This window comes from Verrucomicrobiota bacterium, assembly GCA_027622555.1.
Lineage (GTDB): Bacteria > Verrucomicrobiota > Verrucomicrobiia > Opitutales > UBA2995 > UBA2995.
The window spans coordinates 1-16,038 of the sequence record JAQBYJ010000114.1 but is presented as its reverse complement, the minus strand read 5'-3'; the positions used below and the strand labels follow the sequence as shown (position 1 = coordinate 16,038).

General features: G+C 48.1%; 15 protein-coding genes. 9 read left to right on the top strand and 6 right to left on the bottom strand.

Features of this window, described 5'->3' with window-relative positions; genetic code table 11:
* Positions 1-1,880, bottom strand: a 1,880-nt coding sequence (locus tag O3C43_20895) for a hypothetical protein (GenBank protein MDA1068952.1), incomplete at its 3' end; no start/stop codon positions are given.
* Positions 1,881-2,026: 146 nt separating this feature from the next.
* Between O3C43_20895 and O3C43_20890 the strand changes: the two genes are divergently transcribed.
* The 5 genes from O3C43_20890 (at position 2,027) to O3C43_20870 (ending at position 6,521) form a co-directional block, all read left to right on the top strand.
* Positions 2,027-3,382 (top strand): NAD(P)-dependent oxidoreductase, encoded by a 1,356-nt coding sequence (locus O3C43_20890; GenBank protein MDA1068951.1) that lies wholly within the window; start codon positions 2,027-2,029, stop codon positions 3,380-3,382.
* A 9-nt stretch (positions 3,383-3,391) separates the two neighbouring features.
* A complete protein-coding gene (locus O3C43_20885; GenBank protein ID MDA1068950.1) occupies positions 3,392-4,498 on the top strand; it encodes a Zn-dependent alcohol dehydrogenase in 1,107 nt (368 codons plus the stop codon).
* A 152-nt stretch (positions 4,499-4,650) separates the two neighbouring features.
* Complete coding sequence (locus tag O3C43_20880) at positions 4,651-5,199, top strand: DJ-1/PfpI family protein (protein MDA1068949.1); 549 nt, start codon at positions 4,651-4,653, stop codon at positions 5,197-5,199.
* Complete coding sequence (locus tag O3C43_20875) at positions 5,196-6,014, top strand: alpha/beta hydrolase (GenBank protein MDA1068948.1); 819 nt, start codon at positions 5,196-5,198, stop codon at positions 6,012-6,014. The genes O3C43_20880 and O3C43_20875 overlap by 4 nt, the downstream gene beginning before the upstream one ends.
* Positions 6,015-6,053: 39 nt before the next feature.
* Positions 6,054-6,521 carry a hypothetical protein gene (locus tag O3C43_20870; protein ID MDA1068947.1) on the top strand — a complete coding sequence of 156 codons (468 nt, stop codon included), beginning with the start codon at positions 6,054-6,056 and terminating at the stop codon, positions 6,519-6,521.
* A gap of 9 nt (positions 6,522-6,530) precedes the next feature.
* On the opposite strand, the gene O3C43_20865 is transcribed toward O3C43_20870, so the two are convergent.
* On the bottom strand, positions 6,531-8,090 hold the full coding sequence (locus O3C43_20865; GenBank protein MDA1068946.1) for a sulfatase-like hydrolase/transferase: 1,560 nt from the start codon (positions 8,088-8,090) through the stop codon (positions 6,531-6,533).
* 236 nt (positions 8,091-8,326) lie between these two features.
* Here O3C43_20865 and O3C43_20860 point away from each other — a divergent pair, with 236 nt between their 5' ends.
* Genes O3C43_20860 through O3C43_20850 form a run of 3 tightly spaced genes read left to right on the top strand, consistent with a single transcriptional unit; the run spans position 8,327 to position 11,508 of the window.
* Positions 8,327-9,223, top strand: a complete 897-nt coding sequence (locus tag O3C43_20860; protein ID MDA1068945.1) for a cupin domain-containing protein — start codon at positions 8,327-8,329, stop codon at positions 9,221-9,223.
* Positions 9,224-9,243: 20 nt separating this feature from the next.
* Positions 9,244-10,557 (top strand): mandelate racemase/muconate lactonizing enzyme family protein, encoded by a 1,314-nt coding sequence (locus tag O3C43_20855; GenBank protein MDA1068944.1) that lies wholly within the window; start codon positions 9,244-9,246, stop codon positions 10,555-10,557.
* A gap of 27 nt (positions 10,558-10,584) precedes the next feature.
* The gene (locus O3C43_20850; GenBank protein MDA1068943.1) at positions 10,585-11,508 is read left to right on the top strand and encodes an RraA family protein; all 924 of its coding nucleotides are present in this window, start codon (positions 10,585-10,587) and stop codon (positions 11,506-11,508) included.
* Positions 11,509-11,513: 5 nt separating this feature from the next.
* On the opposite strand, the gene O3C43_20845 is transcribed toward O3C43_20850, so the two are convergent.
* Genes O3C43_20845 through O3C43_20830 form a run of 4 tightly spaced genes read right to left on the bottom strand, consistent with a single transcriptional unit; the run spans position 11,514 to position 15,190 of the window.
* Positions 11,514-11,900 (bottom strand): DUF1318 domain-containing protein, encoded by a 387-nt coding sequence (locus tag O3C43_20845; protein ID MDA1068942.1) that lies wholly within the window; start codon positions 11,898-11,900, stop codon positions 11,514-11,516.
* A gap of 16 nt (positions 11,901-11,916) precedes the next feature.
* Complete coding sequence (locus O3C43_20840) at positions 11,917-12,129, bottom strand: hypothetical protein (protein ID MDA1068941.1); 213 nt, start codon at positions 12,127-12,129, stop codon at positions 11,917-11,919.
* Between the two features lie 42 nt (positions 12,130-12,171).
* Complete coding sequence (locus O3C43_20835; GenBank protein ID MDA1068940.1) at positions 12,172-14,214, bottom strand: YdbH domain-containing protein; 2,043 nt, start codon at positions 14,212-14,214, stop codon at positions 12,172-12,174.
* A gap of 22 nt (positions 14,215-14,236) precedes the next feature.
* Positions 14,237-15,190, bottom strand: a complete 954-nt coding sequence (locus O3C43_20830; protein ID MDA1068939.1) for a TIM barrel protein — start codon at positions 15,188-15,190, stop codon at positions 14,237-14,239.
* Between the two features lie 96 nt (positions 15,191-15,286).
* Between O3C43_20830 and O3C43_20825 the strand changes: the two genes are divergently transcribed.
* Positions 15,287-15,913 (top strand): SCO family protein, encoded by a 627-nt coding sequence (locus O3C43_20825; GenBank protein MDA1068938.1) that lies wholly within the window; start codon positions 15,287-15,289, stop codon positions 15,911-15,913.
* Positions 15,914-16,038: the final 125 nt, after the last annotated feature.

The following is a 16,038-nucleotide window of genomic DNA, read 5'->3' as shown; positions in this document are numbered from 1 at the left end:
GTCTCCAGCGTGTCCACTTCAATGGAAAGCTGCGCTTTGTTTGGGTAGGCAACCATTCCAGCTGCTGTTACGTTTCCTCCTGGTCCAGACAGTTTCATGGAGTCGAAGCTTACCGCTGTAGGTTTTCCAGGTACAATAGTTACCGTGGTTGAATCCGTTAGCTGAGCTAATGGCTGTCCGTTTGTTGCCAATTGTAAGGCATTGATCTGCCACTGCATTTGTTCACTGGAAAGCGTGCCGCTTCCATCCAGTTTTATTTCGGCCGCTTCAGCGGAAGCTGCTATTTCGACCTGCTCCAGATTCATCATTTGACCTTTCCAGGTGAGATTCGTGGAGAACGGGTTCAGGGCATCCATTTCAATCGTATCGATAGTGAGCGAACCGTCATGATTGATGGCATTATAGGGACCGGAAGCAGAGGTATTGAAAGAGATGTTATCAAGTAGCAGATCCTCGGGTAAATATTCAGCGACGGTTTTTTGCATGATTTGGCCGCTCAGAGACGCTTGAGTTACCTGCCGTGCTACAAGGTCAATCAATCCGGAGAGGTCGAGAGTGGTGCCGCTGGTCAATCGTGCGGTTATTGCTTCAATTCGCAGGTTCGGCCAAGCGAGTTCCGCCTGGATATTCAAATCTTCAAATTCATGGGTCTTTATTTTTACTGCCTTACCCTGCAGTGTGAATTCACCGGAGGGTTTTCCTTCGCTGGTTGTTACGTTTAAGAATCCCGTTAGCTGACCTTGTAGTTCCTCTCGATTGAGCATCCCGAGATCCAGATCGATGTCGAAGTTCAGTTCCCCCGCCATTTGCATTTCTTTAAGCCTGTATTCCACCGGATCGGTCATGCTGGCGCTGATCCCGGGAGCCTCGAGGGAAAAACGGGATACGGTGAGCGATTCTGCATCGCCTCCGATCTGAGACTTAAAATCCACCGGTGGCACGAGGGAGTCGCTCGTTTGTGTGGGAGGAGACAGGTGCCCATCCAGACTGTTATCAATAACCCCCTCCTTCCATCCTCCTAGAAGATTGAAACTCAATTGTGGATAGGGTGAATCGACTCCCAGGGATTGGAGATCAAGCTCCCAGTTCTCCAGGTTCCAGGTTGCCGATTCCGGTAACCAGGTGGATGGCCCGAAGGTAGATTCCAGTAAGGCGGTGTTTTCACGAAACAGGATGATGGCACTAATGACCCAATCCCGGTTGTTCTCGACCAGACTGGTCTTGATTTCGAAATCAGCATTCGGGACTACAAACTCCAGGCTTGGTCCTTCGGATGGCAGGGTGACCAATGTCTTAAACGGGTGTTGTGGGAAACCATTTAGCTTGCCTTGGAAGTTGAGGGAGCGGTTTTTCCAACGCAGGTCGGACAACTCCAAAATCCTGGTATCTTGCGTAATGGTTGCGTGTTCTATCGTGGCTTGAGGCAGCCAGGTATCGGTCAATTGTAAAAGACCCTCCAAAAGCTTGAGGGCATCCGGCAGATTTTTTGGAAGTGAGGAGGATTCAGGTGAGTTATCTTCCGTTGCGTCGTTTGGGAACAGGATAACTTCGAGGTGTTTGATTTGTAGAAAATCTTCCTGACTGTCTTTTCTCGATTTTGAATACCAATTTAAAGGTGTGAGCCCGTGTAGCTCATCAATAAAGACGTTTGCTTGAGGAAGCGTTACCGAAACACCTTCCAGGCGGAAGTGGCCATAGCCTTCCATCTTATACGAATCAAATTGGGCCAGATCCTCTGGAGCAAAGGTCCGAATGGCCAAGCCCAACCACAGGGGCAAACTTAGCACGAGCAATCCCACCAATCCCAATAACCCCAGAAAAAGGAGTAGGATGGATTTTAACGAGAAAACTCGCTTAGTGGATGGTAGTTTGGTGCCCATAAAGTTGGTGGAAGGGGTTGGTGCGGGAGATCCTCCTAAAAAGCTTAGTCAACTCAAATGAAAAATAGTTCTAAGAGGATTTGGCCTTATTTGGGTTTGCACACGTATGAGGGTGTGCTCATTACATTTCTCATCCATTACCTCCTATGATACTTCAAGCCCTGGCCAAACGAGCCCAAGACCAAAACCCCATTCGAGTCGGTATTATCGGTGCCGGAAAATTTGGTGCGGCCTTGGTTACACAGATTTCGCAAATGAAAGGCATGGTGGTTTCCCTCCTCGCCGATATCGAACTCGACCACGCATTTCGTAGCTTTTTAAGCAATAATTACGTAAAAAGTGATTTATTGAGTGTATGCACCCAGGATGGCGTCGAAGACGCTATTCGACAAAATCGACCCGCTGTTACCCAGGATGGTCTGTTGGTCTGTCAGAGTCCGTCGATTGATGTGGTTGTCGACACCACTGGCTCGCCTGAGGCAGGAGCGATCTTTGGAGTGGAGGCTTTGAGTAACCGAAAACACCTGGTGATGGTGAATGTGGAGGCCGACGTCTGTATCGGACCCTACTTGCGCAGATTGGCAGACGAACAAGGGGTGGTCTATACCCAAGTGGATGGAGATCAGCCCGGGTGCACTATGAATTTGGTTAATTGGGCCCGTACGCTAGGGTTTGAGATCGTAGCTGCCGGTCGGGGAACAGTTTATTACGAAGATGATTTTGAAGGAACGCCTGACTCGGTGCCGGAGAGGTTTGGGTTCACCGAAGAAATGATCGAGCGACGCCACATAAATCTCCATATGTTCAATTCGTTTCGGGATGGGACCAAGGCGCAAACCGAAATGGTGGCCTTGGCAAACGCGGCCGGTCTGGTCCCGGATATTCGTGGTATGCATGAGCCGGGGGTGAATCTGGCGGATATACCGCGGCAATTCAGTTTGAAGTCGGAAGGTGGAATCCTAAGCCAACAGGGCGTCGTCGAGCTGGCCAATAGTGTGGCTGCGGATGGCAAGACGAGGTTGCCGGATGCCTTGGGAATGGGTGTGTTTGCAGTCATCCGAACGGAACACTCGTTTATCTCGGAAGATTTGAAACTCTATTTTCTGCACGAAGGAGGAAACGGGAAAAACTTTCTCCTTCAACGACCTTATCATTTGGTGGCGGTTGAGGCACCTATATCTATTGCGCAGGCGGTTTTGTTCGGAGCTGCGACCGGGTCAACACTTCCACGGCCGACCGCTGAATTAATCACAGTGGCCAAACGCGATTTGAATGCGGGTGAAACCTTGGATGGAAGTGGTGGATATACCGTCAATGGACTCTGTGAAAGATCTGAAGTCGCCCACAAGGAAAACCTGCTTCCACTTGCGTTTGCCAGGGAGGTAACTCTCAATAGAGCAGTGAGTAAGGGAAATCCAATTACCTGGGATATGGTTGATGATTTAAAGGAGTCTAAACTTCTTGAGTTAAGAAGGAAACAGGATGCGATGCTCTGGACATAAAACACTCCTATGAAAACCAAAGCTGCTATCGTTTATAATTTTAATGAGCCCGTTGTGGTTGAAGAGATCGAACTACGGCCACCTCAGGAAAGCGAACTGCTCATCAAGATAGCCGCTAGCGGGATATGCCATAGCGATTACTCCGTGATGAAGGGGACTATTGCGCATGACCTGCCTGAAGTCCTCGGTCACGAAGGGGCCGGAACGGTGGTCGAGGTCGGACCTGGTGTGGAAGGCTACAAGGTCGGTGATCGGGTGATGCTTCCCTTTGTTTCATCCTGTGGAAAGTGCAATCGCTGCGTCTCTGGTCACCCCACTTTATGCGAGGTGCATTTTAGCGGGAAGCGAGGGACTCTTATCGACGGAACCTGCCGTTTTCACAAAGGCGATCAGGACATCTATCAATTTTCCCGACTTGGAACACTCTCAGAGTACACGGTAGCACATACGAATTCCGTTCTTCCCTTACCAGATGGCTATACTTTTGAGCATGCGGCTCTGCTTGGTTGCGGAGTTACAACCGGGTTTGGCGCAGTTACTCGAACAGCAAAAGTCCCGTCCGGATCGACGGTGGCCGTGGTCGGTTGTGGCGGTGTTGGTTTAAATGTGATCCAGGGAGCAAAGCATGCCGGTGCGTCCAAAATAATTGCGGTGGATCAAGTGCCATCCAAGTTGGAGGAAGCGAAACGGTTCGGAGCAACCCATTCTGTTAATTCAAAAGATACGGATGCGATTGAGGAAGTTAAGAAGCTTACCAATGGAAAGGGGGTTGATTTCTCTTTCGAGGCGATTGGACTGCCGGCAACGATCGAAATGGCCTACAACATGTTGGGGGTAGGCGGTAACGCGGTCATTATTGGAATTACCGGAGCAAAAGCTACGATCACTATTCCTGCCGTGTTTATTCCTGTGTGGGAACGGAAGATCACCGGTTCATTTTTTGGGTCCTGCCTCCCTGGCGAAGATATGCCCTACCTCCTGGATTTGTATCGCCAGAAAAAGCTGATGCTCGACGAGCTGGTTTCTCAATACTACGAACTGGAGGGCATCAACCAGGCCTTTACCGATATGGAGAAAGGTGAAAATATTCGTGGCATGGTGCTGTTTGAGAAATGAGACAAATCAAAATCCTACGCTTTCACTTACTTTATCTTCTACTTTTTTATTTCGCCTCACGCCAACACCGATTGCGATTTACACCTTTCCGAGATTGACCGACGTGATGATTCGATTTGATCTTTATACTAAACCAAACCCAGAGTTCCTTTATGAGTAAGAAATTGTTAATTGTAACCGGTGACGGTGGTGAAAGCTATGAAGTGCTCTATGCGCTTCACCGATTCCAGGAAGCCAATTGGGAGGTCGACATTGTTGCACCCAGTAAACGCAGTCTCAATCTTGTGATGCATGACTTTAAGCCGGGTTGGGATACCTATTTCGAAGGGCCTGGGTACAGTGTAGAATCCAATATCACTTTCTTTCAAGTGGTTGTGGACGATTATGAGTCTGTCTTGTTGATTGGTGGACGTGCGCCTGAGTATTTGAGAAATGATCCTGTGGTGGTTGGCATGGTGAAAGAATTTCATGCCAAAGGGAAATGGATATATAGCATATGTCATGGTATCCAGATATTGGCGACTGCCGGTCTTTGTCAGGACAGGAACATAACCTGCTATGAACATTGTCGTTATGACGCTGAGTCCAAAGGAGGAACCTGGATTCCCGAAGAGGCCTGTATCGATGGCAAGATTATTTGCGGACAAACCTGGCTCTCACACCCTCAGTTTTACCGTTTAATTTTTGAAAACCTTGAATGAGAAAGCTCGTAGATTGGCAGGGAGGAGAACCACTTCTGGTTGAAGACGAAGGAACCGGAAATGGAGTGATTTGCCTGCATGGTCTCGGTGGCGGAAGCTATTTTTTTGCTGGACTTGGCAAAGCTATCAGAAATTCAAGACGAGTGGTATCATTCGATATGCCCGGTACCGGGTTCAATGAAGCGTGTGTTGAAACGTTTTCAATGGATGCCTGCGTGAATGCGACCGTGGAATTGATTGATCAAATGAGCCCGGATTCTGTTACGCTTCTCGGTCATTCGATGGGGACTATTGTTGCGCTGAAGGCCTACGCCAAACGTCCCGAAAAAGTTCAGGGTCTCATTTTTCTTGGCGGTTTGCCTGAACCAGTGCCAGCGATCCGGGAAAAATTGGTCGAGCGGATTGAAAAAATTACCACGGTTGGAATGAGGGGAATTGGTGAAGAAGCGATGACTGGTATATTTGCTGCCAATACACTTTCGCAAAAAGGGGAGCTTGTTGGAAGTTATCAGCGTTTGCTGGAGTTAAATTCAGAAACCAGTTACATCGAATCGATCCGTGGGCTTGTTGATGCTTCCGCTTCTGACCTTGTCGCAACGGTCGCGGTGCCGTGTCTCGCCATTACAGGTGAGGAGGATCGATATGCTTCACCCTACGACGTTGAACGTTTTCTGGAATCCATTCCATCTGAAACGAACCTGGAGGTATTCGGGGAATGTGGGCATATGATTTTTTATGAAGCACCGGAAGGACTATATGATCGGGTATCAAATTTCCTCCAGGCGATGGATAGTGATTGGGATTATACCTACTGACTCAAACTGTTATAATCCTGGCTGTATGAGGTATTAATAATGGCTCAAGTAACTGAAGATTTTCTGCGGAGTTTGCGGAGTGTTCGCGGTGAATTTGAAAACACGAAAGGTGGAAAGATAGGTAATCGTATTTTGGCTCATATCTTTTCGACTCTGTTTCCTGTTTTCTTTCTGGGCTTCTTTGTATTCTGGGCGGAGCTTGGGTGCCCTTTGTCGGGTGATCAGTGGCTCCTGTTGGTTGGTGCACTCGCTTCCTTTGTTGTGGGCATTTTGGTTCATCGTACAATTAATAGCCGATATGTGTTCAATGAAGAAGGTGTCGAGGAATGGAGAGGAAGTGGAACACTTAAGCAGGCGATTGCCTGGTCAGACCTTAATCATGTCGACTATCGCGAAAGTCGAGGAATCAAAAGCTTCACCTTGAAATCAAACAAAGCTTCAATGCATCTGGAGTTTTACAAAGGACTCAGCGAGGCGTTGGCCCGGATTGAAAACAACGAAAACTAAACCGCCACCTCAGTCTTTCGGCATGTTTTGATTCTGCCAGTCTTTACCGAAGGCCTGTTCCAGGTTTTCAGCCACAACAGTTGGATTGTAAACCACATCCTCCCCGTTGATGATGCGGCCATCCTTGAGGTGATAGAGATTTCCCTGAGTAGGACCGATTTGTTCCGGAAAGCGTTGTTCGAGATCAGCGGTGGTTTCGAGTCGCTCTTTTTCGGCAGCTTCGAAGTCGATGCTTTCGGCCACATATGCACGAAGCTTTAAAAGCATCTTATTGCTTTCTTCATCTTCGATCTTCCTTGAAAGATCCGTCTGTTCCAAAGGATCTTCTTTCAGGTTGAATAAAAATTCGGAGCCGCTTCGAAAGCCAACGTATTTAAAATCGCCGTACCGAACCATGCGGTATTCAGAGCCTTTTCCCCAACGGGGAATTAGATTGTCGCTTACGACCGGCTTTGCTTCCGGTTCCTGTCCCCTGGAAACCTGGATGCTTAAATCTCTTCCCTCAGCCTGTGAAAAATCGGCACCGGCGATGGAGCACAAAGTAGGGTAGAGGTCGATCAGCTCGACGGGTGTTTCCAGTTGGCTCGGAGTGAGTTCCCCAGACCTGTGTTCGGGTAGTGAAATTATCATGGGTACGCGTGTACTGGCTTCATGAAAGGTGTGTTTCCACCAACTGCCGTGTTCTCCAGCCATTTCTCCATGGTCGGATGCGTATACGATGACGGTGTTTTCCAAATCTCCGGAAAGTTCCAGCCGCTTTAGCAGATCGCCGATAATTTCGTCCTGGTAACTGACGCAGGCAAAATATCCCGCCCGCATTTTTTGTTGATCCTCGTAGGACAGGTCATCGACTCGGAAGCCCTGGCGCATGGATTTGTTTACCGGATGATTGTAAGTGTCTCCGGCTGCAGGTGCTTTCGGCTTGCTTACCTTGTCCACCGGATAGCGGTCGGTCCAGCGTTTGGGTGCTGTAAGCGGAAAATGGGGACGGCTGAACGAGGCCAGAGTGAACCATGGTTTATCAGGATGTTCATGACGGTGCTCTCGAATCCAGGCGATGGTTTCCTGTGCTGTGATTTGCTCCTGAAGTGCGCTCTCTGGATACTCAAGTTTGCCGGCCGCGTCGTATCGCCAAGTGAATTTATCTCCGTCATACCAGTCGGGTGGCTCCTGGCCCTGGTGGCCTGTGCCTCCTGTGAGGTCTCCATAAGGGCGATGCTGAAAACCTACAAATTGGCGACTACCTCCCAGATGCATTTTCCCGACCAGGCATGTTTCATACCCCGCTCCTCGCAAAGCAGCTGGCAGAGTAACCAGGTCGGGGTTCATAGTGGAATCGTTATCCCACGCACCAGCTCCTCTCGCGTGTTTCCCGCTAAGAAGGCACAGTCGGGAAGGGGTGCACAACGCCATTTGGCAATAGGTGTTATTAAACTTGGCCGATTGCTTTTTCAAGGCGTCAAGATGCGGCGTTTCAACGGTCTCTCCACCTTCCTCTTTACTCAGGTGAGAGAAAAAGCGGAAGCTATGCTCATCGGTGAGCAAGAAGAGAATATTGGGCTTTCGCATTTGGGAGTTCAGGGCTGTAAGTCGGAGTTTTTAACAGTATTTACGATGACCATTTCTCCGGCAAGTGTTTACTTGTTGGAATTCCTTAATGGCAGGGTTTTCGGAAGCACCTTTGCTTCTGCAAAAAAACTTCCAAAGGAAAAATAAATTCTTGTGGACGCGGGAACTCACTAGGGTTTAGTTATTACTTACTTTAGTCCGATCGACTGAAAAGAAGCTTCAACCTTCATATTATCATGTCTAAGTTTACCCCTAAGTTACTGCCATTATTCTCGATTCCGCTCGCTGTTCTGTGTATGCAGGCAAGCTCCATTGCTCACGAGCAGCAGCTTTATCTTTCCCGTTATGTACCAAATTTGAAGTACACGGATTCCGATCTTACCAAAGATACGAAAACGGCAACCTATAAGGCCATATTCGGCGAAGGAGACAAAGATGAACGCCATCTAAATGCCATAACGCGCGTGGGCGAGCTCACGGTTCAACCGGGCGGTGCCAGTGCGATTGTGAAACGGCCCCATGAGGAATATGTGCTCTACGTAACTTCAGGGAAAGGCAACCTGGTTTATGGCAGGGAGAAAGCTCCCCTAAAAGCAAATGACTTTTTATATATCCCAGCTGGAGTGAGACACGGTGTAAGTAACGACAGCAAAGAACCGATCAAGGTGTTGTTTATGGGTTATCAAATACCTGAAGGAGTGGATTACCAACCGAAGAAAGAACTTCAGATCGCCAACGCTGACTCGGTTGAGCTTCAGGTTTTGGGCAGTCATGGGCCGACAACCCAGTACAAACTGTTGATGGGCGATACCGCCAGCACGCGGGATCGCCTCGCCTCCGCCTCACAAATGAAAAGCCTTTTCATCATGGATTTCGCTCCACGGGGGACAAACAATCCCCACCGGCACGATACTCAGGAAGAAGTTTACTTTGTGCTCCAGGGAAGTGGCTACATGGTGGCTGGCTTGGACGAGTATGGCAATGTCGAGCGCCATCCCAGTCAGGAGGGAGATGCGTTTTTCTGGGCGGCCGGGACCGAAGTGGGTTTCTATAGCCTCAATAAGGAGAATGAGGAGCATTCCATCATTCTTGCGATTCGTTCGGATGATCCAACCAAACTGGATATCAAATAATCTTTCTGAGACATAGTGCTATGATTGCGAATACTCGTAGGAATTTTCTTAAAAAATCAGTTTTTGGCGGAGTCGCGTTAGGTGGAATGTTTGCGGCTCCCCTGGATCAGGTGGCCGCGGCTGCGACTTCCAATGTGAAACGTGACTCGAGTCCGTCGGCACTTAAGATCACGGATTTGAGGTATATCATTGTGAAGCATCTGGGACGACCTTGTCCCATTCTCAGGATGGATACGAATCAGGATATTTATGGCTATGGCGAAGTGAGGGATGGTGGGGAGGTAAAGCATGCGCTGATGCTCAAGCACCTCCTTTTGGGAAAGAATCCCTGCAACGTAGAAATGCTATTTCAACTCATAAAACCCTTTGGCGACCATGGCCGACTTGGTGGTGGTGTCAGCGGTGTGGAGATGGCCCTTTGGGACTTGGTAGGTAAAGCCTATGAGGTTCCTGTTTGGCAACTTCTAGGGGGACGATACAGAGACAAAGTCAGACTTTATGCGGATACGCACGGGGACACGGATTACGATTTGATCAAGTCCAAAGTAAAGACACGTGTGGAGGATCAGGGCTATACCTGGTTGAAGATGACCCGAGTGGGCAATGTGTTGAAGGACGTTCCCGGAATATATCAAGCAGGTAGTCGAGATCAGCTATCGGATAAGGGCATTGGCATTGTTGCTAACTATCTGCAAATGATTCGCGATACCGTTGGGGCTGACGTGGAGATCAGCGTTGATCACTTCGTCGGTCGTAATCTCGAGAATATGACGCGTCAGGGAAACGCCTTGGAGCGGTCTCGATTGGCCTGGATTGAGGAGCCTATAAAGTGGACTGAAACCGAGCAGCTAAAAGCATTGCGAAATGCGATTAATACGCCGATCGCCACTGGTGAGGATATGTTTGCCCGCGAAAGCTTCCGAGTCCTCTGCGATAGTCAGGCGGTCGATTTTGTGCATCCGGATATGGCTACTGCAGGTGGGATTCTGGAGACCAAGAAAATTGGGGATTACGCTGAAGATCACGGGATCAGGCAAGCTTTGCACTATGCAGGTACACCGGTATCATTCATGGCTAATGTGCACTGTGCCGCAGCAACAAGGAATTGTGCGGTATTGGAATATCATCCTGAAGGAGAAGAGATACCTGAATGGACCGGCATGGTTTCAACTCTTGGAGGTCAGCCTCTTGTGAGTAACGGGTTTGCACCTGTGCCCGAATCACCAGGCCTTGGAATCGAGCTGAACATGGAGCATATCAAAACCGTGCTGCATCCGGACGATAAAAGTATTTTTGCTTCAACTGCTCAGTGGAATGATAAAGCCTGGGAGTAACCGAAACCTAAATACACAATTTTAGTTATGAAAGTAAGATCATTAATTTTAACGCTGGTCGGTTGTTTGACTGCCCAACTCATTATCGCCCAGACCATTTCGAAGAAAGAAATGATCTTCCTTACTTCAGAGTGGAAGGGGGAACGTTTCGAAGATGGACGTCCAAAGATTCCGGATGATCTCATTAAACGAGCTGCAAATATCGGTATAGAAGAGGCCTGGGTGGTGCTCTACAATGCGGGTTACAAAAACCAGTTCGAAGGAAACTGGAAAATGATTCATGACGATGTACCGGTAATCGGTCGTGCGTTAACCGCTCATTATATGCCCAGTCGACCGGATATTTTGAAAAATATCATGGCTCGGGGAAAGGAGCAGGGGCGTTCTGGTAACCACAACTCTTGGCCAATCCAAGCCTTGGGAAAAGGGGATGTTTATGTGGCCGATAGCTTTGGTAAAATAGCCCAGGGTACCTTGATCGGGGATAGCCTTGCCACAGCGATCTTCGCAAAAACAGGCACGGGAGTCATCTTCGATGGCTCCGCCCGCGATCTGAGTGGGATGGCTCAAATTGAAGGGTTCAATGCCTTTGTAAGAGATTTCGATCCAACGTTTCTCGAGGAAGTGGTATTGATGGGACTGAATACACCCATCCGCATTGGGAAAGCCATCGTGCTTCCCGGTGACTTGGTGATCTCGGAACGGGAGGGTGTCTTATTTATTCCTGCTCATATGGCGGAGGAGGTGATTTTAACCGCTGAATTCATTGGCGTGCGCGATAGCTTCGGCTACGAAATGCTTAAGGCAGGAACCTATGATACTGGCCAGATGGATAGTGCATGGACCGATGAAATTAAAGAGCACTTCCTGAGGTGGTTGGATGCAAATCCGACTCAGCTTCCAATGTCCAGAGCCGACTTGGACAAATTCATGTCTAATCGCACGTGGTAAGTCGGCTAATTTTGTTGGTACCAGTCGCCTTTCGGATCCTGGAGCCAGACTCCAGCTGCGGACTTCTTTCTCAACTCTTCTGCCCGTCCTTGTCCTACAACACTGACTGTGAGATTGAGTCGTTTTGCCAAAATGGTGTAGAGGTCCATCCTATCCTTGTTTTCACCATTCATGAGTCGAGTCTCATCTGTCGAAAGAAGGCCACGTTGGGTCAAAGTCCCAAGATTGTTTTCTCCTACTTTACCGGATAGCTTAAGGCCGTCAATTACTGCGACCCGTCGTAGCAAGCTCTGTTTGATACTGGTTTCAGTTCTTTCGGCTGCGAAAGTGCTTGGTGCGTTTAGTGCCAATAATCCTAAAATCAGGGAAATAAATATGGATGTGGTTTTCATATATTGTGTCGGTTAATTAGTCTTCTATGGCTTCGGATACGGCGTCCAGATCGGCAAAGACTTTGTCCAGTTCTTTTTGCAGCTGCACTTTGAGGTTTACATCCAGGGTTAAGTAAATCGGCTCGATGGTGCTGTGCGTTTCTACGCTTATGCAGCCGACCGAAAAAAGAACAGCTGCTATGGCGGTAGCGCCTCCGAGGATTTTTAAGGAATGATTAGTTAAAGACATTGTTTTATATATACACCAGGAAGAATAGAGAGTTTCATTGAGTCATTGCAATGACGGTGTTCCAATTGAATTAATTCGTAAGAGAAAATTAAACAATTCTTCTAGCGAACCGTTGATATTGGTGTCTAGTACCAATGGAACCGCAGTTTTACCTGTCTTTCCCTCTCCAGCAAGACGGATTTTTAGCGGTGTTTCAGGTGTGTCGCTGGAAAGAAGGTCTACCCGAAGTTCACTTATGGCGAGATCGCTCAAGGCATCTTCGACTACTTTCTCAGGAGCTAGTTTTAATTGTCCGAGTAAGCGGTTCGCCAAACCTTCAAAGAATCCAATGTTTTTAGGAACCTCTTTTTTGAGTAATCCTTTGGTTTTATATCTCATTCGTGCTGGTTCATTATTGCTGAGACCTAAAAACCCTTCTCCTGACAGCAACTGACTATCTCTGTAGGTTATGGGTAGATAGCCGCTGATCGCTCCTTCCATCGTCCCATTAAAAAAAGCCAGATTTCCAACGATTGTTTTAAGAGAGAGTCGATCAAAGCTCACTGCGGTTTCGAAGCTGAGTGGATTTGTCGAAACGGTTGCAGGTTTGAGGGTCAGTGTTCCATCAAATAGATTAGTTTGACCACTAAGGATGAAGAACTTGTCAGCGCCTGGAATATCAAAACTTAGTCTTGTTTCGGTAAATTCCAGATCGCCAAGTTTGATCAGTTTAATTGATAAACTGGATTCGCCGGAGGCGCTTGTGAGTTGGGTTAAAGAGGTGAAATCGACGGTTGCTTTAATCCCGGAAGCATTGAGTTCTTTGGAGGGCATGGCAATCGAGCCTTCGGTGAAATCGATTCGTGCGCCTGCATCGAATTCGACTGCGCTCATCTGGTAGTCTCCCTTTGCAGAAATTCCACCTGAAAAAGATAGGTCATCAATCGAATCAATTTTTCTACTTATCAGGTCTGAATAATCGAAAACCAAGGGATTGAGGGTGTATTCACCAATTAATGACCATTGATCCAGTGGATCAAAAGTGGATTGATTGAATGTGACTCCTCCTTCTACTCCTTCGAAAAGGAAGGTAATTTCTCCATCCGATTTTATGGCACCTAAGTTCCCAAAGTTTGTGACTCCTATATTGATTTGTTGAACGGATTCTTTGCCTGTGCTTGCGATTCCTACCGAGAACTTGGCCTTGTTTGTAAATGTCTCAGGGTCCTCCGTTTTAACAAACTCCAGGGTTCCTGAAATCCACTGTGCGTTTATGTCCTGAAAACCCAATTCATTGGCTCCCATCGAAATCGTACCTGAAAGACTTTCCATCAATCGAGGGAGAAGGATCTCTTTGTCCGCCAGGTCCAAACCGGCAAGTTGCACATCTTCAAATCCGAGTTGTCCCGAGACTGACCCTTGTTCAATTTTCCAATCGGCACCTGAGGATTCAATGCCAGATAGATTTAGTGCCAGGCCGGCTTGGGATCCATCCTGAGCCATGCTAAGCATTACAACGCCTGCCGGGTCTTGTAACTCACCCATGGTTACGATCCGATCGCCCTCCGGTGATAGCTTATTGATTTGTAGTTTGGTTGCCGTGAATACCAGCGTCTCTCCTTCAGTCACCAAGATCTTCCCGCTCCAGTTAATCTCCAGTACTTCTTCCTCCAGAATCAGAGTGAAACGACCTGCCCTAACTTCAATCTGTTTTGCCGGAAGATTCTGAAGCAATGCTATGGTCAAGGGGTCATCACTTTCCTCAAGTTCAGCCGGATTGATAGAAATGTGCAGCTCTTCGAAGATCACTGTCTCTACCAGTTTTGCCTTAAAGAGCTCCATTAATTCGTAATGGATAAATGAATCCTTAATGTGAAAGTCCCAGCCAGAGCCGGATAGACTCGCTGTGTCGATTGTGAGGTGGTCAGAGTCGGCTTCGGAAATGGTTATTGAGGAATTCGGGAATCCGTTTTTAGCCAACAATTGATTGCCAATGACGGTAAGGACATCGGGCAAACGCCACCAAATTGCTGCTATGAAGATCAGAAAAAGTACGCCCGCGATCCCTAACGCTTTCAAGACGTATCTTTTGCCTTTCTTGGGCATAGCTCACGCGCTCACTGAGAGGTTACGCGAAATAGGACAACTCCGCGGCATGCTTTAATCCGGCGATCGGGTCTTTCCAGGTTGGAATAAACTCATGGGCGATGTAGCCCTCGTAACCCGTTTCGAGAATGGCCTCAAGAATCGGTCGATACTGAATCTCCTGAGTGTCATCGATTTCACCGCGGCCAGGATTTCCTGCAGTGTGGTAATGGGCTATGTAATCTTTGAATCTATGAATCCGCCGGATGATGTCACCGTTCATGACAGAAACATGATAGATATCAAAAAGGAGTTTAAAATTCTCGGAACCCACCTGCTTAATCAGGTCGATACAGAAATCCACGTCATCGCCAAAGTAACCGGGGTGTCCCTTCATGGGGTGCGTGTCGTCGCGTGAATTCAAATGCTCCAGCACCAGAGTGACACCGCTTTTCTCCGCGTGCGGTAGCACTTTCTTCCAGGTGTCGATGCAACGCTTTTTGGCTGCCTCATCGTCCATCCCGTCATAACGCATGCCCGTAAAAGTGATCACGTTTTTACACCCGACTTCCTTGGCAAGATCCACCGCCTCGGTAAGGCCTTTTACCACCAGATCTTGGTACTCGGGATTGCAGGGACCTTTGGCAAAACCATGTCCTCCGGACACCAGGGAAATATTCATTCCAAGTCCCTTGATCATGGGATAGTTTTCTGCTGAGACGCCCTCCATCGCTACCAGCCCAATAGACTTGCAATGCTTTGCCAGGGTGGGGACATCGTAGTGGTCTTTGAAACACCAACCCATGATGGATTGGTGGATGCGCCCACTCGCGATCGTTTTAGCCGAGGAAGCTGATTCATGATGATTCCCGCTCGCCTCTCCAGCCAGTAAGCCCAAAGTTCCGGTCGCTCCCAATTTCAAGAGTCGACGCCTCGAAAGAACGTTTTCTTTAATGGGACTTGTTGTAAATTCCTGGGGATCGGATATGTCTGTCATAGGTGAACTCAAACAGAACGAATTATTTAAGAAAATCAAATTCGTCGATTTCGGATTTTAGTAGCATTTAATCGCATCGTTTCTATGAGTGGTAGGATGAAAGGCATTATTATTGGCATAATTGGACTGACCGTCCTTGTGATTGGTCTCCTGTTCAGGCCGTCAAATCAGGAAGACAAAGAGTGGAAAAGCGAAAATAAGATCGATACCTACTGGGAGGTTGGAGACTTTGAGTTGATCGATCAAAATGGTGAGCCATTTTCTTCCGAGGAGCTCGCAGGGAAAATCTGGGTCGCCAATTTTGTATTTACCTCCTGCGCTGCCGAGTGCCCGTTACTTTCTCAACAAATGTCCTTGGTCCGCCGAAATATAGGCGACCGACCCGACATCGCTTTTGTTTCTTTTAGTGTAGATCCGCAGACTGATACTCCCGCCCGCTTAGCTTCCTACGCAGAACCTTTCGGCCTTGATCCACGTTGGTCATTACTCACGGGCGACGTCGATAATGTAACCAAACTCGTTACCACAAAATTTCTGATGCCGCTCAATCGTGACCAAGATCCGAACAACGCTGGCGATACCGTCATTTCCCACAGCGACAAAATGCTTATCATCGACGGCAAAGGCGTAGTTCGTTACTTTTGCAACGGCCTCAACCAAAGAACCGTTCAATCCCTGACGGATGTGATTCATGTGCTCTTGCAGGAATCGGGGGTTTATTAGAAAAGGTAATCCTCCTCGTCCTCTTGCTTTTTCACGCTCTGATCGCCAGCAAGCTGGCTTATGTAAGAGACCTGAATTGAAATCAGCTTCCTCAGCCAGTGCAAGGCGAACCTGCAAAGAGGTAG